27 protein-coding genes and 1 tRNA gene are annotated in these 23,480 nt (G+C 43.7%); 21 read left to right on the top strand and 7 right to left on the bottom strand.

All coding sequences use genetic code 11. The annotated features are described in order from the left end of the window. Window positions 1-8 precede the first annotated feature (8 nt). From JWV37_RS00140 to JWV37_RS00100, 9 genes are all read left to right on the top strand, one after another. A complete protein-coding gene (locus JWV37_RS00140) occupies window positions 9-1,793 on the top strand; it encodes an EAL domain-containing protein (RefSeq protein WP_205457618.1) in 1,785 nt (594 codons plus the stop codon). A gap of 281 nt (window positions 1,794-2,074) precedes the next feature. Continuing rightward, a complete protein-coding gene (locus JWV37_RS00135) occupies window positions 2,075-3,115 on the top strand; it encodes a tyrosine-type recombinase/integrase (protein ID WP_205457617.1) in 1,041 nt (346 codons plus the stop codon). Next, a complete protein-coding gene (locus JWV37_RS00130; protein WP_205457616.1) occupies window positions 3,112-3,777 on the top strand; it encodes a hypothetical protein in 666 nt (221 codons plus the stop codon). Before JWV37_RS00135 ends, JWV37_RS00130 begins: the two co-directional genes overlap by 4 nt. 97 nt (window positions 3,778-3,874) lie before the next feature. Next, the gene (locus JWV37_RS00125) at window positions 3,875-4,069 is read left to right on the top strand and encodes a helix-turn-helix domain-containing protein (RefSeq protein WP_205457615.1); all 195 of its coding nucleotides are present in this window, start codon (window positions 3,875-3,877) and stop codon (window positions 4,067-4,069) included. After that, window positions 4,066-4,368 carry a hypothetical protein gene (locus JWV37_RS00120; RefSeq protein WP_205457614.1) on the top strand — a complete coding sequence of 101 codons (303 nt, stop codon included), beginning with the start codon at window positions 4,066-4,068 and terminating at the stop codon, window positions 4,366-4,368. The genes JWV37_RS00125 and JWV37_RS00120 overlap by 4 nt, the downstream gene beginning before the upstream one ends. Beyond that, a complete protein-coding gene (locus tag JWV37_RS00115; RefSeq protein WP_205457613.1) occupies window positions 4,365-4,655 on the top strand; it encodes a hypothetical protein in 291 nt (96 codons plus the stop codon). The genes JWV37_RS00120 and JWV37_RS00115 overlap by 4 nt, the downstream gene beginning before the upstream one ends. A 1-nt stretch (window position 4,656) precedes the next feature. Further along, a complete protein-coding gene (locus JWV37_RS00110; protein WP_205457612.1) occupies window positions 4,657-5,400 on the top strand; it encodes a hypothetical protein in 744 nt (247 codons plus the stop codon). After that, window positions 5,390-5,803, top strand: coding sequence for a helix-turn-helix domain-containing protein (locus JWV37_RS00105; RefSeq protein ID WP_205457611.1), 414 nt, complete (start codon window positions 5,390-5,392; stop codon window positions 5,801-5,803). Before JWV37_RS00110 ends, JWV37_RS00105 begins: the two co-directional genes overlap by 11 nt. Window positions 5,804-5,882: 79 nt before the next feature. After that, window positions 5,883-6,134: a hypothetical protein gene (locus JWV37_RS00100; RefSeq protein ID WP_205457610.1), complete on the top strand. Its 252-nt coding sequence runs from the start codon at window positions 5,883-5,885 to the stop codon at window positions 6,132-6,134. A gap of 129 nt (window positions 6,135-6,263) precedes the next feature. On the opposite strand, the gene JWV37_RS00095 is transcribed toward JWV37_RS00100, so the two are convergent. The 3 genes from JWV37_RS00095 to mraY form a co-directional block, all read right to left on the bottom strand. Beyond that, window positions 6,264-6,339 (bottom strand) — tRNA-Phe (locus JWV37_RS00095). Between the two features lie 46 nt (window positions 6,340-6,385). Beyond that, on the bottom strand, window positions 6,386-7,582 hold the full coding sequence (gene murD, locus JWV37_RS00090) for a UDP-N-acetylmuramoyl-L-alanine--D-glutamate ligase (RefSeq protein WP_205457609.1): 1,197 nt from the start codon (window positions 7,580-7,582) through the stop codon (window positions 6,386-6,388). Continuing rightward, window positions 7,579-8,643 (bottom strand): phospho-N-acetylmuramoyl-pentapeptide-transferase, encoded by a 1,065-nt coding sequence (gene mraY / locus JWV37_RS00085; protein WP_205457608.1) that lies wholly within the window; start codon window positions 8,641-8,643, stop codon window positions 7,579-7,581. The genes murD and mraY overlap by 4 nt, the downstream gene beginning before the upstream one ends. Before the next feature lie 86 nt (window positions 8,644-8,729). On the opposite strand from mraY, the gene gpmI reads away from it, so the two are divergent. The 5 genes from gpmI (at window position 8,730) to JWV37_RS00060 (ending at window position 13,502) form a co-directional block, all read left to right on the top strand. Then, complete coding sequence (gene gpmI / locus JWV37_RS00080) at window positions 8,730-10,205, top strand: 2,3-bisphosphoglycerate-independent phosphoglycerate mutase (protein ID WP_205457607.1); 1,476 nt, start codon at window positions 8,730-8,732, stop codon at window positions 10,203-10,205. Between the two features lie 42 nt (window positions 10,206-10,247). Continuing rightward, window positions 10,248-10,991 carry a 3-oxoacyl-ACP reductase FabG gene (gene fabG / locus JWV37_RS00075; RefSeq protein WP_205457606.1) on the top strand — a complete coding sequence of 248 codons (744 nt, stop codon included), beginning with the start codon at window positions 10,248-10,250 and terminating at the stop codon, window positions 10,989-10,991. Window positions 10,992-11,057: 66 nt separating this feature from the next. Beyond that, a complete protein-coding gene (gene acpP, locus JWV37_RS00070) occupies window positions 11,058-11,288 on the top strand; it encodes an acyl carrier protein (RefSeq protein ID WP_205457605.1) in 231 nt (76 codons plus the stop codon). A 60-nt stretch (window positions 11,289-11,348) separates the two neighbouring features. After that, window positions 11,349-12,557, top strand: a complete 1,209-nt coding sequence (locus JWV37_RS00065; protein ID WP_205457604.1) for a beta-ketoacyl-ACP synthase II — start codon at window positions 11,349-11,351, stop codon at window positions 12,555-12,557. Between the two features lie 9 nt (window positions 12,558-12,566). Next, window positions 12,567-13,502, top strand: coding sequence for an acetyl-CoA carboxylase carboxyltransferase subunit alpha (locus JWV37_RS00060; RefSeq protein WP_205457603.1), 936 nt, complete (start codon window positions 12,567-12,569; stop codon window positions 13,500-13,502). A 63-nt stretch (window positions 13,503-13,565) separates the two neighbouring features. On the opposite strand, the gene JWV37_RS00055 is transcribed toward JWV37_RS00060, so the two are convergent. From JWV37_RS00055 to mnmG, 4 genes are all read right to left on the bottom strand, one after another. Next, entirely contained in the window at window positions 13,566-14,435 is an 870-nt protein-coding gene (locus JWV37_RS00055) for a c-type cytochrome (protein WP_205457602.1), read from the bottom strand. Continuing rightward, window positions 14,435-15,679: a cytochrome b gene (locus JWV37_RS00050; RefSeq protein ID WP_205457601.1), complete on the bottom strand. Its 1,245-nt coding sequence runs from the start codon at window positions 15,677-15,679 to the stop codon at window positions 14,435-14,437. The genes JWV37_RS00055 and JWV37_RS00050 overlap by 1 nt, the downstream gene beginning before the upstream one ends. 17 nt (window positions 15,680-15,696) lie before the next feature. Beyond that, window positions 15,697-16,200 (bottom strand): ubiquinol-cytochrome c reductase iron-sulfur subunit, encoded by a 504-nt coding sequence (gene petA, locus JWV37_RS00045; protein WP_205457600.1) that lies wholly within the window; start codon window positions 16,198-16,200, stop codon window positions 15,697-15,699. Between the two features lie 236 nt (window positions 16,201-16,436). Continuing rightward, window positions 16,437-18,299 (bottom strand): tRNA uridine-5-carboxymethylaminomethyl(34) synthesis enzyme MnmG, encoded by a 1,863-nt coding sequence (mnmG, locus tag JWV37_RS00040; protein ID WP_205457599.1) that lies wholly within the window; start codon window positions 18,297-18,299, stop codon window positions 16,437-16,439. Window positions 18,300-18,427: 128 nt separating this feature from the next. Between mnmG and ribE the strand changes: the two genes are divergently transcribed. The 7 genes from ribE to fliR all read left to right on the top strand — a co-directional run bounded on the left by ribE (window position 18,428) and on the right by fliR (window position 23,441). Then, a complete protein-coding gene (gene ribE / locus JWV37_RS00035; RefSeq protein ID WP_205457598.1) occupies window positions 18,428-19,036 on the top strand; it encodes a riboflavin synthase in 609 nt (202 codons plus the stop codon). Next, window positions 19,018-19,737 carry a peptidoglycan editing factor PgeF gene (gene pgeF, locus JWV37_RS00030; RefSeq protein ID WP_205457597.1) on the top strand — a complete coding sequence of 240 codons (720 nt, stop codon included), beginning with the start codon at window positions 19,018-19,020 and terminating at the stop codon, window positions 19,735-19,737. The genes ribE and pgeF overlap by 19 nt, the downstream gene beginning before the upstream one ends. Continuing rightward, window positions 19,712-19,990: a hypothetical protein gene (locus tag JWV37_RS00025; RefSeq protein WP_205457596.1), complete on the top strand. Its 279-nt coding sequence runs from the start codon at window positions 19,712-19,714 to the stop codon at window positions 19,988-19,990. The genes pgeF and JWV37_RS00025 overlap by 26 nt, the downstream gene beginning before the upstream one ends. A gap of 124 nt (window positions 19,991-20,114) precedes the next feature. After that, on the top strand, window positions 20,115-20,915 hold the full coding sequence (gene rpsB / locus JWV37_RS00020; RefSeq protein ID WP_205457595.1) for a 30S ribosomal protein S2: 801 nt from the start codon (window positions 20,115-20,117) through the stop codon (window positions 20,913-20,915). Then, entirely contained in the window at window positions 20,915-21,979 is a 1,065-nt protein-coding gene (gene tsf, locus JWV37_RS00015; protein ID WP_205457594.1) for a translation elongation factor Ts, read from the top strand. The genes rpsB and tsf overlap by 1 nt, the downstream gene beginning before the upstream one ends. Before the next feature lie 51 nt (window positions 21,980-22,030). Then, window positions 22,031-22,672, top strand: a complete 642-nt coding sequence (locus tag JWV37_RS00010; RefSeq protein WP_205457593.1) for an ABC transporter ATP-binding protein — start codon at window positions 22,031-22,033, stop codon at window positions 22,670-22,672. A 1-nt stretch (window position 22,673) separates the two neighbouring features. Beyond that, the gene (fliR, locus tag JWV37_RS00005) at window positions 22,674-23,441 is read left to right on the top strand and encodes a flagellar biosynthetic protein FliR (protein ID WP_205457592.1); all 768 of its coding nucleotides are present in this window, start codon (window positions 22,674-22,676) and stop codon (window positions 23,439-23,441) included. The last annotated feature ends 39 nt before the right edge of the window (window positions 23,442-23,480 follow it).

The raw sequence follows: 23,480 nt of genomic DNA, 5'->3' as shown, positions 1-23,480 counted from the left end.
TTGGCAGCATGAATTTTGATAAAAAATGGCGCAAGCTTTTAGAGGTTGTGGATTATGCGTTTCAGCCCATTGTCAATGCGTACAGTGGGCATGTTTACGCGGTGGAAGCGCTTATTCGCAACGTCCAAGAAGCGGGCTTTGAGAGTATTGATGCGCTTTTTGATGCGGCGTACAACGAGCGTATTTTATTTGAACTTGAAATAGAATTACGCCTCATTGTTTTTAAAAAATTTATGCAAATCCCCTTTTATCATGAAATTAAACTTTTTTATAACCTCGACAACCGCACGACGGTTATGCCAGGATTTAAATCGGGTATGACCGCGCCCTTACTAGAAGCGTGCGGGCTTAGCAAAGAGGCTATCTGTTTTGAACTCTCCGAAAAGCACCTAGACCGTTCTTTTGTAAATATTGACCACTTGACCATGAATATTTATAAACAGCAAGGTTACCGCATGGCCATAGATGATTTTGGTGTAGGGTACTCGGGTCTCCAGACGCTTTACAGTGCTGAGCCAGATTTTATTAAGATTGATCGTTTTTTTGTGGATGGCATAGCCAGCAGTTCTAAGCGTCGGTTGTTTGTGCAAAGTATTATTGAGATTGCTCAAAATTTGGGGATTGGTGTCATTGCAGAAGGGGTAGAAACCCGCGAAGATTTCCTTACATGTAGAAACCTTGGGTGTAGTTTAATTCAAGGCTACTTTGTCGCCAAGCCGAGCAAGAAAATCGAACGGCTGTTGCGGCGCTATGGGGAGGTGGAAGCCTTGTACGAAAAAGAAAAACGTGATGCGCTGATGAGCAATGGAATTGAGGGAAAAATGGAGCGGCTAGACTATGTCAAAGAAAGTGACAGCTTGCATGCCATGCAGGAGTTTTTTACCAAACACAAAAAAGCGCGCTTGCTTCCTGTGGTGGGTGATGACATGGCGCCGCGCGGGGTGATTTTGGAAGAGAGTTTAAAAGAGTACACCTACTCGCCTTTTGGATGGGCGTTGCTCCATAATCAAACTAAAGGGTGCATCAAAAACCTCATCTCCCCTTGCCCCAGCGTGGAGCTAAACGACCCCTTGGAAAAGATTTTGCGCATCTATGCTCACAATGAGGGGAGTGAAGGGGTGCTTGTGGCGCAAAATGGTGTTTATGTGGGGTATTTGAGTGCGAAAGTGCTTTTGGATGTGGTGAATGAAAAAAACCTCCTCAATGCCCGCGATCAAAGCCCGCTGACAGGATTGCTTGGCAATCGTGCCATTAGTGAATACATCAGCACAGCGCTCATTAAGCCAGGCACTTGGGCACTTGTCTATTTTGATTTGGATAATTTTAAACCCTTTAATGACCACTACGGATTTCGCAACGGCGACCGCGTGATTAAACTCTTGGCAGACATCATTAAAAAAACCTCCAATAGGCTCGGGTTTGACGCCTTACCTGGGCACATTGGCGGGGATGATTTTTTCTTGGGCTGGCGCGTGGAGGGCACGTTTGAAGCCGCTGTTGAAGAGGTGCAAAACGTGGTGGCTAAGTTTGGCTTTGACGCGCAAAGTTTTTACTCTAAAGAAGACCGCGAAAAAGGGTATATTTTAGCCAAAGACCGCCATGAACAGGAGCGAAAATTTGCGCTTATTAGCGTGAGTGCAGCGATGTTGATGGTGCACGTGCGCGAGGGAGACACCGTGGATGAAGAGGCCATTACATGGTGTTATGCGGATTTGAAAAAAAGCGCCAAAGCCTGCATTGGCGGCGCTGTGGTTCCTGCTACGCTCTTTTCGCGAGGCCATTTTACGGCATAAAGTTTATGTTGTGTTGTGAGGAAGTAAAAACGGATTAGGGTGTTAAAAACAGGGGATTTTCAAAGAGGTGGTGGCTGGAGGCGGAATCTCGCCACCTAACATTCCTTAAGCTTTATATAAGCGTTTAAAGTCCCTAAAATAGGGCATCTTAATTTTATTTTAATTCCTTTTGGTTTATAATCTTTGATAAGAAGAGGACACCCAAAAGGACACCCGGAATGGCTATTAATCCAAAAGATTATAAAACAGTCGCTACAAATCTCAAAATTAATAAAAAGAACATGAGAGAGTTTTTATTTGACTTTAGAATAAATGAGAAACGATACCGAAAAATTGAAACACTTATAGAACGCACGGGCTGGAACAAGAAAGAGTACGAAAGAGAAGCCCAAAGACTATTAATTGAATATCGAAGAAGCATAGAAACAAACACGGGTAATCTTCAAATCAATGCAAACACAAAACTAAACGAACTTTGGGAGCTTTATTTTCAAACCCTTGACAAGTCGAAAAGCTGGACTGAGGCAAAAGCCAGTTTTTACAAACGCTACTTAAAAGAGCCTTTGGGTAAAAAGAAGCTTGATAGCATACAAGAGCATCACATTATGGCGATTATCCGAAAACTACAAACTGAGGGAATGGCTACACGCACTATCAATACCACCTTGGAGATATTGCGCCCTCTTTTTGATTTTGCCATTAAGAACAAAGCATTAAGAGATAATCCTACACGCTTTATCGTGCTAAAAAAAGACAATACAAAAAAGATAGTTATCAATGGGGCTGAAATGTTTAAACGCATTTTTGAGGGCATTAATGACTACTACAGCACTCAACCCTTTTACCGTGCCTTGTTTCTTTTTGGTTTTACGGGGAGGCGTAAAAGTGAGATACTAAAGCTCAAGTGGGAAAATGTAGATTTAGAGAATGGCTACTACTGGATAGAAGATACCAAAAATAACGAAAAGCAAAAGTACGAACTCCCCCGATTTATCAAAGAAGCACTTTTACAGATACCCGACACCCACACGGGCTTAGTGTTTAAAAGTCCAAAAACGGGAAAGATGATTGAAAATACAGACCGCCAAATGAATCAATTAAAAAAGCACCTCAACATGCCCGAATTAACACTTCACTACATGCGAAATGTTTTAGTAAGTGCTTTAGCTGAGAGGGGAACTGAGGCGATAACCCTTAGTGGAATGTTAGGACACAAAGACGCTACAACAATCAACAAATACTTATCTTTGAGTTATCACAATTCCAGTAAAAAAGGGAATGTAACGATGGGGCAAATCATAGATGCTGAGGTGGTAGAATGAGTGAAGAAAGTTTTTGTGATGTACTGAAAGACGCTTATGAGCAAATAATGCAAGAAAGTCATTTTGTTGATAAAGAAGGCAAAGAAATAGAATCTTTAATGCTTGGAGAATTAAATCTAGGCGATGACGATAATTTATGTTTTCAACACCTTGATAATTTTTTTCAAAATATCCCTCGAGAAAAATGGGAGAATGAAGCATATGAAATAGCCCGAATGCTTGAAGTATTGTCATTGCAAAAAGATAGCGAACTTTACAATGAAAGAACAAAAGAGCTAAGGATGAAAAAAGGCAGTCTATTAAAAAAAGATGATATTAAAGCACTTGAGGGAGCATTAACGGTTCTTGAAAAATTATTTCACATTGAGTACGATGGCAAAGTTATTAAAAGCGTTGATGATATTTCTAATGATATTTTTGATACATTCCCACCTAGCTATTTTAACGGTATAAAAACACTTGATTTTATCAAAAAGACAATGCTAGACATAAAGAGTGGAGAATATAATCAAGGTTTTTATTATGAACAGCAACCACCCGCAAAGCAAAAACTAAAAGACTATTTGGACAACTTGAACAAACAATACAACGCTAAAGGAGGCGGACATATTAAAAAGTTTATTGACGCATTGGACATACTGCAATATGCTAATCTAATCTAACATACTTTATACCTTATAGGTCGCATTATTAACACCTCTCAAATACGGTCATTTGAAATAATTCCATATAAATTCAAAATATGGGAGTATCAAACAAATGGTACAAAACACACACAACGAATGGTTAAGCCCCTCAGGCTTAGAGGCTGAGTACGAAATCAAAAAAAGCACTCAAGCTAAATACCGCATGGAAGCAAAAATTCCCTTTTGCAAGATTGGTAAATTTATCCGCTATAACAGGGCTGAGATTAACGCATGGATAGCCTCGCATAAAATGGAGGTGGCATCATGACCACTTACGAAAAATACATTATTTCAAACAATGCACGTGTATCTCAAGGACTTGGAGAACTATTTGACCCAAGAACGGCGCATAAGTTTTATGGCGTAGATTTTATTGAAGATGGGCTTTTGTTTGGTATTGATTTTGAAACCAGATTATCATGCGTTATTGATAGCATGGGTGCAAGCCCTTGGATAGACATTTTCTTTACAGACTTAGGAATAAAAAAGCTACTAAAGAAAAATAAGAAAATGCGCCAGTATGTAAAAGAGATTTATGCCGAAATGGTAGAGGACGGTGCGTTATGAGTAAAATACGAACGCACAAAAAGCGACTTATTGAAGAAATGCTAAAGCGAAACGATGTAACATGTGCCACAGTGACACATATTGCAAATGCAAATCAGTATTTTTGCGCCTTAGAAAAAGAGGGTATTGTTAAGAGTCAGTGGGGAATGCTAGGAGATTCTAAAGTCAAATTTCGTTTTATTTGTAGTGACAAAGTAGAGCTTGTAAAAAAGCGTTATGGAATTGAAATAGTGCACAAGAAAAGCAATTATCATTCCACCACCAAAAAACAACTTTTTGAGGCTTGAGATGAGTGGGGCGAAACCACTCACGCCCCTTGAGTTGGTGGGGCTTGGGACTGATTTTGAAGTGTTGGCAAATTACGCCCAAAATGGGGGTTATCGTAATGTAGGTAGTAATTCATTACGATTGGGGATAGATAGCATAAGGGTTACGCCTTTAAAAAGCACCATTGAAAAGATACTTACTCAAACGGGTTGGAATAAAAAAGAGGTGCAAAGCCACTCTAAAATTTCAGCCCACGCCAAAAGAAAAAAGGCTACTAAAGAGATAACCTCGGCGTTTTACATCATAACGCACACGGGCTTTAAAAATATTCTACTCGAAACGCCACATGCGCTCAACCAGTCAAGCAATTACAAAAAGTACAATCTCACGATTTTTGGACTCACTCAGCCTAAAAATTCTTTGAGTAGTGCCACGATTGAAGAGCTACAACGCCTCTTAAAACGCTTGGAAGTCATAGAGATTGATATTTGCCTTGATAGCACAAACGCTTTAAATTTAGAGGGGTTAAGAGCTTTTGGAGCATTAGACACACATTTTACAACCGCTTACCTCAACAACCCTAAAAACCTAACTTATATTACAAAGCTTTGCTACTATGACAAACAGGCAAAAGATGATTTGAAAAAGTCCCTTTATCGCTTAGAGCTTACATGCAAAACGAGGGGAAAAGTTGGCGCATTATTTATTCCTACTGACGAAATAGTGGAAATTTTAAACAAGATAAAGGCAACGCATGACCGATAAACAAAACAAATTTTTAGCACTTAGGGCTGAGGGATTGACCTTTGATGTTATCGCCAAAGAGCTAAAAACGAGTAAGCCTACATTGATTCAATGGAGTAAACTTTTTGAAGAGGAGATTAAGAGCCTGCAATTTGAAAGCTTTTTGAAGATAAAGGAGGCTTATAGCTACAGCGTAAAAGCAAAGTATGAAATGACCCTCAAGCAGTTAGGGAAGATTGATGAGGCAATTCTTGGAGCTGATTTATCATCATCTAGCATAAAAGACCTTTTCACGATTAAAAATAGCCTACTCTCTCAACTCGAAGCCATAGAGAAGAAAATATCAGTTAATGCACATGTTACTCAAACAGATGAATTTGGGAATAAAGAAACATTACGCCTCAAACTCAATGAAGCTGAATAACCTACAACCGCTTAGAGAACTCAAAGAACTTGAGGGCGTGCCGTCCTTAAAGCCCCTATTTGCTAAAAAAACAAGCATTGTGAAAAGCAATCTCTCTCAAATAGAGATTATTTTATACAGCACGAAGCTATGCTTATTCTCCATGCGTATTTTAAGAAATGAAATCACCGTTAAAAATAGAGCCAAAGTATTAAGCATGACATTAAAAGAAGTCCTTACTCTTAATAGGCTTTTGGCAAAAGATAACTATTATGAAGAAACCATTACCCACAAAGAAGCCAAAGAGGTATTTAAGCGAATAGGGTTAAAGCCTCGACATATTAAAACATAAACCCCGTTTTTTTGTTTATCGGTTAAAACTATTCATTGATGATTTTTGACTGAAATAGGACACCCAAGAGGACACCCAAAGAAAACTTAAGTGGTTTAAATGCCTAAATTTAGGGGTTTTTCAAAGAGGTGGTGGCTGGAGGCGGAATCGAACCGCCGACACGCAGATTTTCAGTCTGCTGCTCTACCGACTGAGCTATCCAGCCACTTTGAAAAGAAGTGAAATTATACCTTTTAAAGTTTAAGACAAGCTTATTTTAAGCCCCTTACTAAATCCATAAACATTTCTCCTCGTTCAACATACGAAGAAAATTGGTCAAGGCTTGCCGCCGCAGGGGAGAGAAGTCCCACGCCCTTGTTTGAAAGTGATTTATCTATCGCTTTTACTGCGTGGGCCAGTGTGTGGCAAGGGGTGGCGACGAGACCAAAGGTTGCGGCCAAGTCCATGAGTTTTTGGGTGTTGGTGCCAATGGCGTAAATCTTTACATGTAAAGATTGCATTGTTTCAAACAAGTGGGTCAAATCCACCCCTTTGTCATCGCCGCCTAGGATAATCTCAATGGGCTTATCCTGATAGCGTTTAAGGGCTTCAATGGTGGCGTCTAGGTTGGTGCCTTTGGTGTCATTGACCCACAAGCGTCCTTGGGCATCACGAAGTTCTTGGAGCTTGTGAGGGTCAAGGACAAAGGTGTCGAAGGCTTGTGGTGTGATGGTGCCAAATAAAACCCGTTGCACTACAAGGGCGAGCAGGGCGTCCATCAAGAAAGGTTCTTTAATAGACAAGCTTTCTGCTTCAAGGCCTAGAAACGCCGCTAAATCTTGAGAATTTTCATAGGGGATGAGGTGGGCATTGGTGGTGAGACTAGCGTAGCGTTTGGGTAAGATAGCAACAGAGCCCTCATGCATCATCTCAAGAGGTTTAAGCTTGGCTGTTTCGTAGGCTTCCATGCTGCCATGCCAACTGAGGTGGTCGGGCTTAATGGGGAGCACCACGTACACATTGGGACGCGCCTTGGAAGTATAATGGAGCGTAAAGGAGCTGGTTTCTAAAATCCACAAAGGAGCATCAAAAGAAAGTTCAGCCAAGGGTGTGCCGATGTTCCCGCCCGTAACAGCTCCTTTTTCTTTGAGTAAGTGCCCAATCATTTGCGTCGTAGTCGTTTTGCCATTAGTGCCCGTAATCCACACGCAAGGGGGCATATGCGGGAAAAAATAGTCGTATTCGCTCGTTACATGTAAGGCTTTTTGTACCAAGGGATGTGTGGGTGGAAAACCGGGACTTGGGAGCTCAAGGGCGCTTTGCAAAGGGTCAAAGGCGCTTGGAGGAAGCAAAGCATTGCCATAAGCATCCGTTTCTTTACATGTAAAGCTATCATCGTAAATATCCCACCCACCGCTTTTAGCCAAGGCTTGCGTGGTTTTCCCATAACCAAAAAGCGAGCGTTTCATCGCAATTTAAGGGCCGTAAGGGCGATGAGGTTGGAAAGCAGCGCGATAATCCAAAAGCGCACGATGATTTTATTTTCCGCCCAGCCTTTCATCTCAAAATGATGATGAATGGGCGCCATGAGAAAGATGCGTTTTTTGCGCGCTTTGAAACTTCCCACTTGTAAGATGACCGAGACGGTTTCAAGGACAAACACAAACCCGATGAGCAACAACAGCAATTCATTTTTAGAAATAATGGCCATGTAGCCAATAATCGCCCCAATACTAAGGCTTCCTGTGTCGCCCATAAACACTTCCGCAGGGTAGCAGTTGTACCACAAAAAGCCCATGAGCGACCCAATGAGCGCAGTAGCAACAATGACCACTTCGCCCGAACCCACGACCTTTGGCAAGAGCAAGTACCCGCCCAAGACCGCGTGACCGCTGAGGTAAATGAACACGCCAAGGGTGAGCATGGAAAAGATAGAAGGGACGGTGGCTAGGCCATCAAGTCCGTCGGTGAGATTTACGGCGTTAGAGGAAGAAACCATGACAAGCATCCAAAATAACAAGCTCATCCACCCTAAATCAAACAAAGGGAATTTGTAAAAAGGGAGGTAAAAATCCGTTGGAATCCCTGTGGCATAGAGTGTTAAGGCCGCTACTATTAGCCCCACGATGGCTTGCAAGGCGAGCTTGGCTTTGGGACTAAGGCCGCTTTGGTTGTTGTTGCCTAAAATTTTTGCGCTGTCGTCTTTAATGCCAATGGCCCCAAAGCCTAAGATGCACACCAAAGAAGCCAGTACAAAACCGTTATCAAGGCGCGCACACAGAAGAATCGCAAAGGTGGCCGTAAGGAGAAAAAAGAGTCCGCCCATAGTAGGGGTGTTGGATTTTTTTTGGTGAGTTTTTGGGGCAAGGTCATAGATGGGCTGACTAGCTTTTCGCCGTTTTGCCCAGCGAATAAACCAAGGTAAGACGACCACGGTACATGTAAAGGCCAAAAAGAACGCAAGTCCTGCCCGCACGGTAATATACTGAAGAAGGTTGATGGCATAAACATCATAAAGCCAATAAAACATGGAGATCCTAAAAGGGGCAATTTTGGTTTTTAAAAGCAACAGTTTAGTATACTCTTGCTTAAAACCTAAAAACACGAAAGCACTTTATGAACCAAACACATAAAACAATTTTAGTCATCACGGATGGCATTGGACATAACCCTTCGGAGGAGTTTAACGCCTTTGCCGCAGCCACAAAACCAACCTACGACAACCTTTTTGAAACCACTCCGCATGCGCTTATTCGTACTAGCGGACTAGCCGTGGGGCTTCCTGCGGGGCAAATGGGCAACAGCGAAGTAGGGCACATGACCATTGGCAGCGGTCGGATTTTGTACCAAAACTTGGTGAAAATCTCCATGGCATTAAAAGAAGGTTCTTTGAGGGAAAACCCTGCCCTAGCCCAGCTTTTGTCCCAATGCGAAACCATCCATGTTGTGGGGCTTTTGAGTGATGGCGGGGTGCACTCGCACGTGGAGCACTTTTTGGGCGTGGCGGATTTGGCCATAAACCAAGGGAAGAAAGTGTGGTTGCATCCCATTACTGATGGCAGAGATGTGAGCCCAAGTTCAGGACTTGGTTTTGTCAAAACACTTGAGCAGACCCACGCGGAGGCCATTGCTTCGTTGAGCGGACGATTTTATGCTATGGATAGAGACAACCGCTGGGAGCGCGTAGAAGCGGCGTACAATGTGATGGCAACAGCCAGTTCAAAGACCAATGAAACGCCTAGTGCCTACATGGAACGCATGTATGCCGAAGGCATTAGCGATGAGTTTATTGAGCCTGTGGCCTTTGAAGGGTTTGAAGGGATTAAAGCAGGAGATGGGGTGGTGTTTATCAATTTCCGCAACGACCGCATGCGTCAACTTGTGCGCGCGTTTGGTGTGGAGCATTTTGAGGAATTTACCCGCTCTTATGTGCCACTGCAAATCGTGACCATGACCCAATACGATGCTACCTTTCCTTTTCCGGTGATGTTTGCGCCAGAGCCATCCAAAGAGACCCTTGGCAATGTCATCGCTAAGGCGGGGTATTCACAGTTTCATACGGCTGAAACGGAAAAATACGCCCATGTGACCTTCTTTTTAAATGGCGGCACAGAAGAGCCTGAAGAGAACGAAACACGGGTGCTTATTCCTAGCCCAAATGTTACCACGTATGATTTGCAGCCCCAAATGAGCGCGCCCGAAGTTGGCCAGGCGGTGCTTAAGGCGATAGAAGCGGGGTATGATTTTATTGTGGTGAATTTTGCCAACGGCGACATGGTGGGCCATACGGGCAATTTTGAAGCAGCTAAAAAAGCGGTTGAAGCAGTAGATATAGAGCTTGGAAAAGTGCTGGAAAAAGGTAAAGCTAATGGATATAATCTTGTAATTACAAGTGACCACGGCAATTGCGAAGCCATGCAAGATATTTCTGGTGAGCGACTCACAAACCATACGCTATTTGATGTGTATTGTTTTGTAGTGGCACCTGATGTAGATGAGGTAAAAGCAGGGGGGCTTAGCAACATCGCCCCGACGGTTTTAAAGTTAATGGGTTTGCCTATTCCTAAGGGAATGGATGAGCCATTGGTTTAGGAATTTTACACGAAATTGAAGATAAAAACAAAAGGAGAAACATTGCGTTTTAGCGGAAAAAATGTACTGGTAACAGGGGCTAGCAAAGGAATTGGTGAGGCGATCGCCAGAGAGTTGGCAGCCCAAGGATTGAAAGTATGGATTAATTACCGCTCCAAACCCGAAGTAGCGGATGTTCTTAAAGAAAGCATCGAAAGTACCGGAGGAAAAGCGGCAGTGATTGGCTTTGATGTCACCAACGAGGAAGCCTACGTGGAAGCTATTAAGACCATTGTAGAAGCCGATGGTGAGCTTGCGTATCTTGTAAACAATGCAGGTATCACCAACGATAAACTTGCCATGCGTATGAAAACTGAAGAGTTTGCTGCCGTGGTTGATGCTAATCTTACTTCTGCATTTGTGGGGTGTCGAGAAGCGTTAAAAGTGATGAGTAAGAAACGTTTTGGCGCGGTGGTTAACATCGCTTCTATTGTGGGCGAAACAGGCAATGCGGGACAGGTAAATTATGCTGCTTCTAAAGGTGGAATGATTGCAATGACCAAAAGTTTTGCCCAAGAGGGCGCTCCACGCACTGTTCGCTACAACACGGTCACCCCAGGATTTATCGCTACAGAGATGACAGATAAGCTACCTGAAGAGATTAAAGAAGCTTACACGGCAAAAATTCCCTTAAAGCGTTTTGGCGCACCAAGCGACATTGCCCAAGCGGTTGCATTTTTGTTGAGTGATCATGCTTCTTATATTACAGGAGAAGTCCTCAAGGTGAACGGTGGCATGTACATGTAAAGGTCGAATGCACGGCTTTTAAGGTTTTTTTGATAGAATTAGGCAAAATTTTTTAAGGAGTCCCCTATGGCACTACTTGACGAAGTCAAAGAAGTAGTTGTTGAGCAATTAAATGTTAACCCTGACGAAGTGAAACCAGAGTCAAAGTTTGTAGAAGATTTGGGCGCAGATTCGCTGGATGTTGTTGAGTTGGTAATGGCGTTGGAAGAAAAATTTGATATTGAAATTCCTGATGCGGATGCTGAGAAAATTATCACTGTTGGCGATGCGCTAAAATACATCGAAGACAACAAGTAGTCTAACTTCGCCCGTCTTTTGACGGGCATTCCCCCTATCCCCTCGTTTAAGGAGCTTTCATTGAGACGTGTTGTTGTTACTGGAATCGGGATGATAAATTCCCTTGGATTAGACAAAGAGAGTTCTTTTAAAGCTATCGTTGAAGGCAAATGTGGCATTAAAAGCATTACATCGTTTGATACATCCAGTCATACTGTCAAAATTGCAGGAGAAATTCTTGATTTTGATCCGACAACCGTCATGGATGCTAAGGAAGTTAAAAAAGCAGACCGATTTATTCACTTAGGACTCAAAGCAGCCCAAGAAGCCATGGGCGATGCTGCTGTAGCAACCTTTGACCCAGAGCGCTTTGGAGTATGTTCTGCCTCGGGAATTGGTGGCTTGCCTACCATCGAGCGCAATACTATCGTAATGAACGAAAAGGGGCCAAGACGCCTCTCTCCCTTTTTTATTCCCTCGGCACTCATTAACATGCTTGGCGGGATGGTTTCAATTGACTATGGTATTCGTGGTCCAAATCTCTCTTCTGTCACCGCATGTGCGGCGAGTACCCACGCTATTAGCGAAGCTTTTAAGACGATTGTCGTGGGCGCAGCAGATAAGATGCTTGTGGTAGGTGCGGAGGCGACTATTTGTGGTGTGGGTATTGGTGGCTTTGCTGCGATGAAAGCCCTTTCTACACGCAACGATGACCCCCAAAGTGCTTCTCGCCCCTTTGATTTAGACCGCGATGGTTTTGTTATGGGTGAGGGTGCAGCTGCGTTGGTGCTTGAAACTTATGAAGATGCAAAAGCTCGCGGTGCTCATATTTATGGTGAGCTGGTAGGCTTTGGCGAGAGTGGAGATGCCCATCATATTACGGCCCCAACCCTCGATGGTCCTTTGCGCTCAATGCGCGCTGCTCTTCGCATGGCCAATGTGGATAAAGTTGATTATATCAACGCTCACGGTACATCTACGCCTGTTAATGACAAAAATGAAACAGCTGCAGTGAAAACCCTCTTTGGAGCCAATGTGCCAGTTATGAGTTCCACAAAAGGCCAGATTGGTCACTGTCTTGGCGCGGCGGGTGCGTTGGAGGCCGTTATTTCTTTGATGGCAATGCGTGATAGTGTTATTCCTCCAACTATCAATTACACCACCCCAGATCCTGCGTGTGATTTGGATTATGTGCCAAACACAGCACGCAGTGCAACGCTAAACGTGGTCATGAGCAACTCCTTTGGATTTGGTGGAACAAATGGCTCAGTGGTCTTTAAGCGGCTTTAAGGAGTAGTAATGGCAACCTATTTGGAATTTGAACGAACAATACAACAGATTGATGATGAAATTGCCAGTGCGCGCATAAAAGGCGACACTCATGCCGTTGAGATTCTGCAAAAAAATCTAGAAAAAGAAGTTGCCAAAACTTATAAAAATCTCAGTGATTACCAAAAATTGCAACTTGCACGTCATCCCGATCGTCCTTATGCCTTGGATTACATTCGTGCACTTTTAAAAGATGCTTATGAAATTCACGGGGATCGTGCTTTTAGGGATGATGGTGCCATTGTTTGCTATATGGGTTATCTTTCAGATCAGAAAATTATTGTTATCGGAGAGCAAAAAGGGCGTGGTACTAAAAATAAACTAAAACGTAATTTTGGTATGCCTAATCCTGAGGGGTATCGCAAAGCCTTGCGCGTGGCTAAAATGGCTGAAAAATTTGATATACCTGTGCTGTTTCTTATCGACACTCCTGGCGCGTATCCAGGCATTGGAGCAGAAGAGCGAGGCCAGAGCGAAGCGATTGCTCGCAACTTGTACGAACTAAGTGATTTGGACGTAAAGAGTATCGCTGTCGTTATCGGCGAGGGTGGTAGCGGTGGTGCCCTGGCTGTGGGCGTAGCAGATCGATTTGCCATGATGCGCTATTCGGTTTTCTCTGTTATTTCACCCGAGGGGTGTGCGGCTATTTTATGGAACGACCCTGCTAAACAAGAAAGTGCCACCAAGGCAATGAAGATTACTTCAGAAGATTTAAAAAATTACAATTTGATTGATGCGGTGATTGAAGAGCCTATTATTGGTGCTCATCGCAATAAAGAAGCTGCAGTAAAGGCGCTTGGCGAATATGTCATAGCCTCTTTGGATGAGTTAAATACACAAGATAAGCAAGCCCGACTAGAAGCACGCTATACGCGTATTCTTTCTATGGGTGCTTTTGAAGAATAATCCACTCTAAGGCACTGTACATGTAAACCCGAAACGGGTTTACATGTTATTCAAAAAGAGGTCTTATTTGACCTCTCTCCACACTTTGTTTTTCCACAGATAAGCAAAGATACTCAAAATGACAAAGTATCCCATAATATAAAGTCCAACGCGTTCACGCTCTTCTTTTTTACTATCCCCAATGCTTTCCATGTAGTCCACCACTTGAAGCTGCGCTTCTTTGGTTAGCCCAACACGTGGCATTGAGGTTCCTTCGAGATGTTTTTGTGGGTTATTGATGAAAGTCTCAAGAAAGCTGTGGCTACGTGCTCGGATCATAGGTGAGAGATCCGGTGGAATCGTTCCCATGTAAGCAAGAATGGCATCAGCCTCTGTAGGCATTAATTTGCCATTGTCATACTTCATGCCATGGCAACGCAAACACGCATCATCAAAGATTTCCACACTACTCATGCTAGCGGGTGCAATTGACTTTAGGTAAGCTACAATGTCAGCAATTTCTTGATCAAGGTCTTCTCCTAGTCCATAAAAACTTGTCATTGGATGCGGATTTGCCTCATTAAATTTGTGTTCAACCATGAGGGCTTTTGCAGGATTTTTGATAAGCGCTGCTAAAAATGTCTCATCGTAAATGAGTCCTGCACTGCTTAAATCAGGCGGCACAACACCAAAAGATTGGGAAGCGCTTTGGTTATCCATGCTAAAGGGCATGCCTTGGGACTCAAGGCCATGACAGCCGATGCATCCTGCCATCATGAAGGTTTCAGCGCCACGTGCTGCATCACCGACTTTCCCTGTGCGTTCCAAATCTTGAAACTGGAAATCAGCAGGTGTCACAGCAGGATGAAGTTTGCTATGCGCATAAGGCTCAACCCCAATGTATACGATTGCAGTAAGAAACACCACAACGGCTAAAATTTTTAATTCTTTCATTAGGCACCTCGTCTTTTTTCATTTTTGGTGATGAAGGGCAAGGCTACAAAAAGACCAATAAAAACCATAGAGGCAAAAAATCCTACCCACGCGTTAGCTCCCGTGGCGGGAAGTTTTCCATAAACTGTTAGGATGATCAAGTCTGCAATGAGTACCCAAAACCAGATATTAAATTTACCCCGTTGGCTTGCAGGTGCAACGATGGGGCTCTTGTCAAGCAAAGGAAGCAAGAAAAACGCTACGTTGGCAAAGCCAAAGGCAGCTAAACCAATATCAGAAGCAGAAAGTGGGCCAATATCAAAAAAGAAACCGCGCAAGATTTCATAACTCCACAAGAAGTACCACTCTGGGTAGATGTGGGCAGGAGTTTTCATGGCATTAGCAGGCTCAAAGTTGATGGGGTCCATAGCAAAATTGAAATGAAAACTCACCAAGTAAAAGAAGAAAACCATAAAAACAGAGACAATGTAAAAGTCTTTAGAGAGAAACATAGGCCAAAAAGGAACCACTTTAGACTCTTTTTTATTGCCCACTTTATATTTTTCGGCTTCTGCTTCAAAGTCTAGTTCTTCACCAAGTTCATTGCTGACGTGCGGAAGGCGCAAGGAATAAAAGTGAATCACAATAACAAGCATAATCACCAAAGGAAGCAAAAGAACATGGAGCATAAAAAAACGTGTAAGGGTTGCGTCTGCTACCGCAAAATCACCACGAATCCACACAACCAACGCTTCACCAATGACGGGCACACCGCCAAAAAGATTGGTGATAACTTGTGCTGCCCAATAGCTCATCTGGCCCCAAGGGAGCATATAGCCACTAAAAGCTGCTGCAGAAAACATCCCAAAAAGCATCATGCCGCTAATCCAAATGATCTCACGACCATTTTTGTAAGCACCATAGTAAATGGCTGTAAGCATGTGAATGTAAATTACTAAGAAGGTTGCAGAAGCCGCTACGCCGTGAATATGCCGCCACAGCCAACCGTATGCTACCTCATGCATGATGGTGTAGTTAACGCTGTCAAAAGCTTGATGCACATCGGGCTTGTAGTACATCAAAAGAAAAATTCCAGAAACAACCAAGAGTAAAAAGAGGGTGATGAGTACAACCCCCATTGCCCACAAAAAATTTATATTTTTTGGAATCCAATACTCCGTCATCAACACTCTGCCTAGTGTCCGAATAGCCAGACGCTGATCTAGCCAGTCTACAATACCGTTTGCTTTTTCAAATTGTGCCATAAGTCAATTCTCCTTTACTAGGCATTGCCGACGAGTTTGGCGTATTCTGGGCCTTCTTCGCCTAAAACAAGCTTGGTTCCGTCGATTTTAAAGGGAGGAATATCAAGAGGTCTTGGGGGAGGGCCAAAGGTGTTGACACCACTCGCGTCAAAAACGCCTCCATGACAAGCACAGATAAAATCTTGTGTTCGCGGTCTCCAGCTAGGAATGCAGCCAAGATGGGTACACAGGCCAATAACTACAGTATAGCTTGCGTCACCGACAACAACATCTCGCGCTGAATTCTTTGCTATGTCTGAACTTTTTTTAAGAATAAACACAGGTAGTTTTCGCCACTCAATAGTGCGGATTTCACCCATTTCCATAGGGGAGAGGTCCACGGTGGTAAAGCCTGCGGAGATAACACTTGGGAGGGGGTCCCATGAGGCCTTCATAGCACCTAAAGCAAAGACACCGCCAACCGCAGCGACTCCACCAAAGGCCATGCCAAGAAAGTCGCGTCTACTTTGCTCAACAGCCATTGTTTTCCTTTCGTGAGTATTTAAGATTTAAGGAAGATTGTATCTAACAGATAATTAAACTTTCATTGACTTTGGTCATTTTTTCTTGAAGTGTCATCATTCTGTTACGAAATCATCCCCACACGCAATCTTACCGCAAAAGTATAGCAAAAAAATGTGCTAATAAATAGCTATTAATTAAAATTATTGATTAATATTTATTCCTTTTTTTCAAAATAAGTTTCACAAAAAACGCTTTATTTGGAGTTTATCTTTATGTAAATATGCAAAATATCCAAAGCTGCTGGAGTGATTCCGCTCATTTGACTGGCAGCAAAAAGAGTCGGAGGCCGGTGTGTAAAAAGCTTTTCTTTGATTTCATTGCTTAGTCCACCTACGGCGTTAAAATCCATATTTTGTGGAATAATAACCTCCAATAAACCCTCCATTTTTCCAATTTGTTCTTGTTGTTTTTGGATGTAGTTTTCGTATTTTGCCTCTACGACAATTTGCTCTTTTGCCTCGGTTAAAAAAGATGCTGTCTCGGGGAGTAATAGAGGAAGTTTGTCTACGGTAAATGTTTTGCGTGCTACGATTTTTTGTAAGCACATGTGGTCTTTGGCTGCCTCTTCTTCCATGGTGTTTAATAGAGCTGTATTTTCTTTAGAGGGTGAAATAAAGCGCTCATGCAACAGTGCTAATCCTAGGGCTGTTTGTTCTTTAAGTTTTATTATTTTCTTATGACTATCCTCATCAATGAGGCCTAGTTTATAGCCGTAGCCACCCAAACGCAAGGAAGCATTGTCCTCTCGCAAGAGCAAGCGGTATTCGGCACGGGATGTGAACATGCGGTAGGGTTCTTTGGTGCCTTTGGTAACCAAATCATCAATCATAACACCAATATAAGCTTCATCCCTGCGTAAAATGAGAGGGTCTTTTCCTTCAAAGCTAAGGACAGCGTTAATGCCTGCCATTAGCCCTTGTGCCGCAGCTTCTTCATAGCCTGTGGTGCCATTAATTTGCCCAGCACAGTAGAGGCCGCGAACTTTTTTGGTTTCTAGGGTGTGATGAAGTTGCGTGGGGTTAATATAATCGTACTCAATGGCATAGCCGTAGCGGACGATTTTTGCATTTTCTAGTCCTTTGATACTGCGCACCATTTCTAATTGCGTATCAGGCGGCAAAGATGTGGTGAGGCCGTTGATGTAGTATTCGGTGGCCTCGAGGGTTTGGGGTTCAATGAAAAGATGGTGCCGTTCTTTGTCGCGAAAGCGGTTGATTTTGTCTTCAATGCTAGGGCAGTACCGTGGCCCAACACCTTCAATCTGTCCTGTAAATAAAGGAGCACGATGAAAATTTCCTTCGATTATTGCATGGGTGCGCGCATTGGTATAAGCGATGTAACAAGGGAGTTGTGTGGGGTTGAATGTTTCTTTTGGGGTGCGAAAGCTAAAAGGCGCAGGAGCGGTATCTCCAGGTTGTATTTCCATGGTTGAAAAATCAATGCTTTTAGCATCGATTCTTGGGCAAGTCCCTGTTTTGAGTCGACCAAGTTCTAATCCGAGTTCTTTCAAAGAAGCCGAAAGTTTATAAGCAGCAAACTCACCCACGCGCCCCGCTTCTTGGCGGATTTCACCCACATGGATAAGCCCACGCAAAAAAGTTCCTGTGGTGAGGATGACCTTGGAGGCGTGGTAATGGTTTTTGAGGTGGGTAATGACGCCGGTGACAACGCCTTCTTTGCTCGTGAGCGCTTCGGAAATCTCTTGGGCTACATCAAGGTTTTCGGTATTGAGAATGAGGTTTCGCATGATAATGCGGTAGCGGTCCATGTCAATTTGGGCGCGCGAACCACGCACAGCAGGTCCCTTGGACTCGTTTAAAATACGAAATTGAATGCCTGCTTGGTCGGTTACAAGACCCATTTGTCCCCCTAGGGCATCCAACTCTTTGACAAGGTGGCCCTTGGCTAGGCCTCCAATGGCGGGATTGCAACTAGCGGCCCCGATTTGTTCGGCCAAGATAGTAATCAAGAGGGTTTTTTTGCCCATGCGTGCACTGGCAAGGGCCGCTTCAATGCCTGCGTGTCCGCCGCCCACAACGATAATGTCATATTTCATGATAGATCCTAAAAGTAGTGGCGTACGTGCTAAAGCGCGTTGCCATGAGATAAATAAGTGCTGTGCTTAGGGGGCGGATTATACCATATCTTTGGTATAATAACCCTTTTTCTAACAAGGGGATAACCATGTTTACAGGCCTAATCCGTGAGAAAGCTTCGGTGGTTTCTTTCGCAGGAAACACGCTCACTCTCAAGGCGTCTTATTGTCCACGTATTGGTGATAGCATCGCAGTCAATGGAGCATGTTTAACCGCTGTGCATGTAGGGCAGGGCACTTTTAGTGTGGAACTTTCACCTGAAACAAGGGCGCATATTGCTCATGAAAACTTAACAGGCTTGGTGCACATTGAGCCAGCAATGCAAGTGGGTGACCGACTGGATGGGCACTTTGTCCAAGGGCATGTGGATGCCATTGGACAGATAAGCAGACTTGAACACAATGGCAATGCGCTAGAGATGTTTATCTCCCTTCCTGAGCAGGCGATGGTGTGTATGATTCCCAAAGGAAGTGTGGCGATTGATGGAGTGAGTCTCACAATTAATGACGTAATGGAAGAGGAAATTCGCTTGACACTCATTCCTCTGACGCTGCAAGACACTTTGCTTGGCACGTACCGCGTGGGAAGGCGCGTGAATATAGAAACCGACATGTTGGTCCGCTCCTTGCACCACATGCTTTCGCGAAAAAAACAAAAAGGTTGGGAAGAGGTGGAGCATTGGATGCGTCTGTATTAATCCACTTTACCGACCGTTTTGGCGGCGTAAGCGCGGCACCCTTTGAGAGCAATAATTTAGCTTACCATGTGGCAGACAATCCTTTACATGTAAAGGCAAATCGTACCTTTACATGTAAAGCCCTTGGTATTTCTTGGATGGCTGACATGGAGCAGGTACACGGAACGGCTGTTCGTATTGCAACGGAGCGCGCAAACCGCACGTTTGAAGCATGTGATGGGCTAATAACCCAAATGGAAAACCTCGCGCTAATGGTTTTGGTGGCTGATTGCATTCCCGTGCTGATGCATGACCCCAAAACGCGCACAGTTGCTGCTGTGCATGCAGGCAGAGCAGGTGCTTTTGGAGGGATTGTGCTCGAAGCTTTGAGGGCAATGCGCGAAACATTTGGCGTGCAACCTGAGCATTTACATGTAAGCCTTGGCCCAAGTATTGGGGGATGTTGTTACGAACTTGATGGTGTAGCACTAGAAGAGGCTAAAAAAAGGTTTGGCGCCCACGTGCACGGGCGTACTTTGGATTTGCGAGCTTTAGTGGAGGAGCAGCTTAAAGCTGCTGGAGTGCTTCATGTGAAGAGCACTTTTGGATGCACATGCTGCGATACGCGCTATTTTTCTTACCGACGTGATAAAACGACAGGAAGGCAAGCGGGTATCATTATGTTAAAGGGAGAAGATGAAAGCAAAAAAAGAAGCCTATGAAGTGTATGCCTTTGGTGCGGCCTCTGCGCTAAGCGATGCGGTAATGCAGCGCATTGTAGAAAAAGCCAAAAAATACGACATAACCACTTTTTCAAACCCTGATTTGTTAGCACATCTTTGCGACACTTCCAAGCCTCCGTGTAGGCTCTCAAGTCAAAGTTGCACCCATGTGGCGACATTGCTAGAATGGCTTATTCAAAGTCAAAACACAGCACAACTCTCTAGTGACTTCTCTGGCAAAAGTAAACCTTAAACTAATTTTGAGTAAAATCACGGCTCAATCTCACACACACCAATCCTTGTACGGTTGCAACTTCGGTTGTTAAGGGGTGTGGCGGATAAACCAAAATTCGGGCAACGCCCACTAAGGAGACATCATGGTAACCATGAAAGACCTGCTAGAATGCGGGGTACACTTCGGACACCAGACACGACGCTGGAATCCAAAAATGAAAAAGTTCATCTTCGGTGAACGCAAAAACATCTACATCATCGATCTTCAAAAAACGTTGCGATACTTTCGCTACACCTACACTGTTGTGCGTGACGCAGCCGCTGAGGGTAAAACCATCTTATTTGTTGGCACTAAAAAACAAGCCAGCCAGGCTATTAAAGAGTACGCTGAAAAATGCGGTATGCCTTATGTAAATCACCGCTGGTTGGGCGGCATGCTCACCAACTTCCAAACCATCAAACAATCTATTCGTAAGCTCGAAGTGATTGAAACCATGGAAGAAGACGGCTCTATCAACCTTTTGACTAAAAAAGAAGCACTAATGCTTCGACGCAAAAAAGAGCAGTTGCTTAATTACCTTGGTGGTTTGCGCAACATGAAAGTTGTTCCTGATATGATTTTTGTCATCGACACCGTTAAGGAAAAAATCGCCGTTCAAGAAGCCAATCGCTTACGACTGCCTGTTGTTGCACCTCTTGATACCAACTGTGATCCAGACGTAGTGGATTTCCCAATCCCAGGTAACGATGATGCGATTCGTTCCATTCAACTCTTTTGTAAAGAGATGAGCGAAGCCATTATTGAAGGTAAAGAAATTCGCGCTCAAGACGCAGTCAGTGAAGATGATGCGGTAGTGAGCGATGAAGAGAAAAAAGAGATTATTGACGAAGCGACTTCAGACGAAGCGCTTTTTAGCGAAGAAGAGACCGAAGGAGACGCGTAATGGCAATTTCTGCAGCAATGGTAAAAGAACTGCGCGAAATGACGGGTGCTGGGATGATGGACTGTAAAAACACTTTGGCTGAAACGGGTGGAGATATGGACAAAGCAGTTGATTTGCTCCGTGAAAAAGGCCTTGGAAAAGCAGCTAAAAAAGCAGACCGCTTGGCAAGCGAAGGCCTTGTGAGTGTGGAAGTCTCTGAAGATTGCACCATGGCAACGTTGAGTGAAATCAACTCTGAAACAGACTTTGTTGCCAAAAACGAAAGCTTCCAAGCATTAACCCAAAAAACAACAGCCCACATCCAATCTAGTGGCTTTTCAACTGTAGAAGAGTTGATGGAGTCTACCATTGGTGGTGTTAATTTTAAAGAGTATTTCAACACACAAATTGCGACTATTGGTGAAAACCTAGTGGTGCGACGTTTTGCAACCGTTAAAGCGGGTCAAAATGGTGTGGTTAATGGCTACTTGCACTCCAATGGCAAAGTAGGGGTGATTATCGCCGCAGCGTGTGATAGCGAAAAAACAGCCAAGGCTGCTACTGAGTTCATCCGAAGTTTGTGTATGCACGCTGCGGCTATGAAGCCACTGTACTTAAGTCACGAATCTCTAGACCTTGAGTTTGTTGAAAAAGAGACAATAGCACTCATTGCAGATATTGAAAAAACAAACGAAGAGTACGTGCGTCTTGGCAAGCCTCTTAAAAAAGTGCCTCAGTATGGAAGCCGTTTGCAACTTACCGATGCCATTATGGCTCAAGCAGAAGAGAACATCAAAGCGGAGCTTCGCGCGCAAAACAAACCTGAGAAGATTTGGGACAAAATCGTTCCTGGTCAACTTGAGCGTTTTATTGCAGACAACACCCAGCTTGACCAACAATTTACGCTTTTAAACCAATTTTACGTCATGGACGATAAAAAAACTATCGCTCAGGTAGTGGCTGAAAAAGCAGCTGAACTTGGTGGAAAAATCGAATTAGTAGAATACGTACGCTTTGAACTTGGTGAAGGCCTTGAGAAAAAGCAAGAAGATTTTGCTGCTGAAGTAGCCGCGCAGATTGGCTAACGTTTTAGGGCGGGCCTCTTGCGCTCGCCCCCTTCTTCTTAAAGGAGATTCGTGGCACTTTTAGAAGCCAAACATCTCTCTCATGCTTTTGATTACCCACTTTTTAATGACCTTTCTTTCACACTAGAACCTGCTCAAAGTATGGCTATTGTTGGCGTGAGCGGGTGTGGAAAATCAACACTTTTGCACATTTGCTCTACCTTATTGCCTCCCCAAAAGGGCGAAGTGGTTTTTGAAGGCGCTTCTTTATACGGCGCTGGCGCTGCTAATGCTTTACATGTAAGGCGTGAAAAGCTTGGTATTATTTTTCAATCCCATTATCTTTTTAAGGGGTTTACTGCTAAAGAAAACATTGAACTCTCCGCTTTGCTTTGTCGCACGCCACTGGATGAGTCTTTGATGGAGCGTTTGGGAATTTCCCATGTGTTGGGACAAAAAATTGGAGAACTCTCAGGCGGCCAGCAGCAGCGTGTTTCTATTGCGCGGGTGCTTTCCAAAAAACCACGCATAATTTTTGCTGATGAGCCCACGGGCAACCTCGACCAACACACCGCACGAGAAGTGATGGATGTTTTGTTTGAATATGTGCACACCCAGCAAGCTGCCCTCATGCTTGTTACCCACGATGTGGCCCTCGCTAAGCGGTGCGATTGCGCCTACGCTTTGGAAGATTTGACACTTGTAGCGCAATAAAATGGAATTTGTCCAGTACCTTGGTGAAGAAAATGTCGTACGCTTTTTATTATTATTTACGCGCATGAGTGGTCTTGTAGCCTTTTTCCCTTTTTTTAATCACATGCGAATTCCTGTTGAAATTAAAACGGCCGTGGTGCTTTTTTTGACTATTTTCCTTTTTCCTTATGCCACCGTTGCGCCTTTTGAGCTTGGATTGGTGCAGCTTGTGTTTGCTGTGATGATGGAGTTGTTTCTTGGGCTTATGGCAGGCCTTTTGGTCTATTTGATTTTTGCTATTTTAGAGCTTGCTGGACAGCAAATTTCTTTTGTGATGGGCTTTACGATGGCCAATGTTGTTGATCCTCAAACAGGGATAAGCGTTCCTTTGATGAGCCAACTGCTTACCCTGCTCGCACTTACCCTGTTTTTAGCTTTTGATGGGCACCATCTGATGCTACTGTTTTACCACCACTCTTTAGGAGAACTCCCTTTGGGGGCGTTTTACCCAACTCTTGATATGTGGGAATATATCAGCAAGGGTGTTATGGGGATGTTTTTGTTTGGGTTTATTCTCTCTTTCCCTGTTAAGGCTGTTTCGCTTCTTTCTGATTTAATTTTTGGGATGCTTATGAAGACGATGCCGCAATTTAACCTTCTTGTTGTGGGCTTTCCTATTAAAATTATGCTTGCTTATGTGGTGATGATTGCAGTGCTTTCCTCAATCATGGTTGTTTTTCGACGTGAAATTATTAATGTGTTGGAAACAATCCCTTTAATTTTCTACTAAGTTTTTTGCAAAAAAATGCAATTGTGAATACATTTTACC

Source organism: Sulfurospirillum tamanense (assembly GCF_016937535.1).
Taxonomy (GTDB): domain Bacteria; phylum Campylobacterota; class Campylobacteria; order Campylobacterales; family Campylobacteraceae; genus Sulfurospirillum_B; species Sulfurospirillum_B tamanense.
Note: the sequence above shows the minus strand (reverse complement) of the source record. Positions and strands in the feature narration are given on the sequence as shown.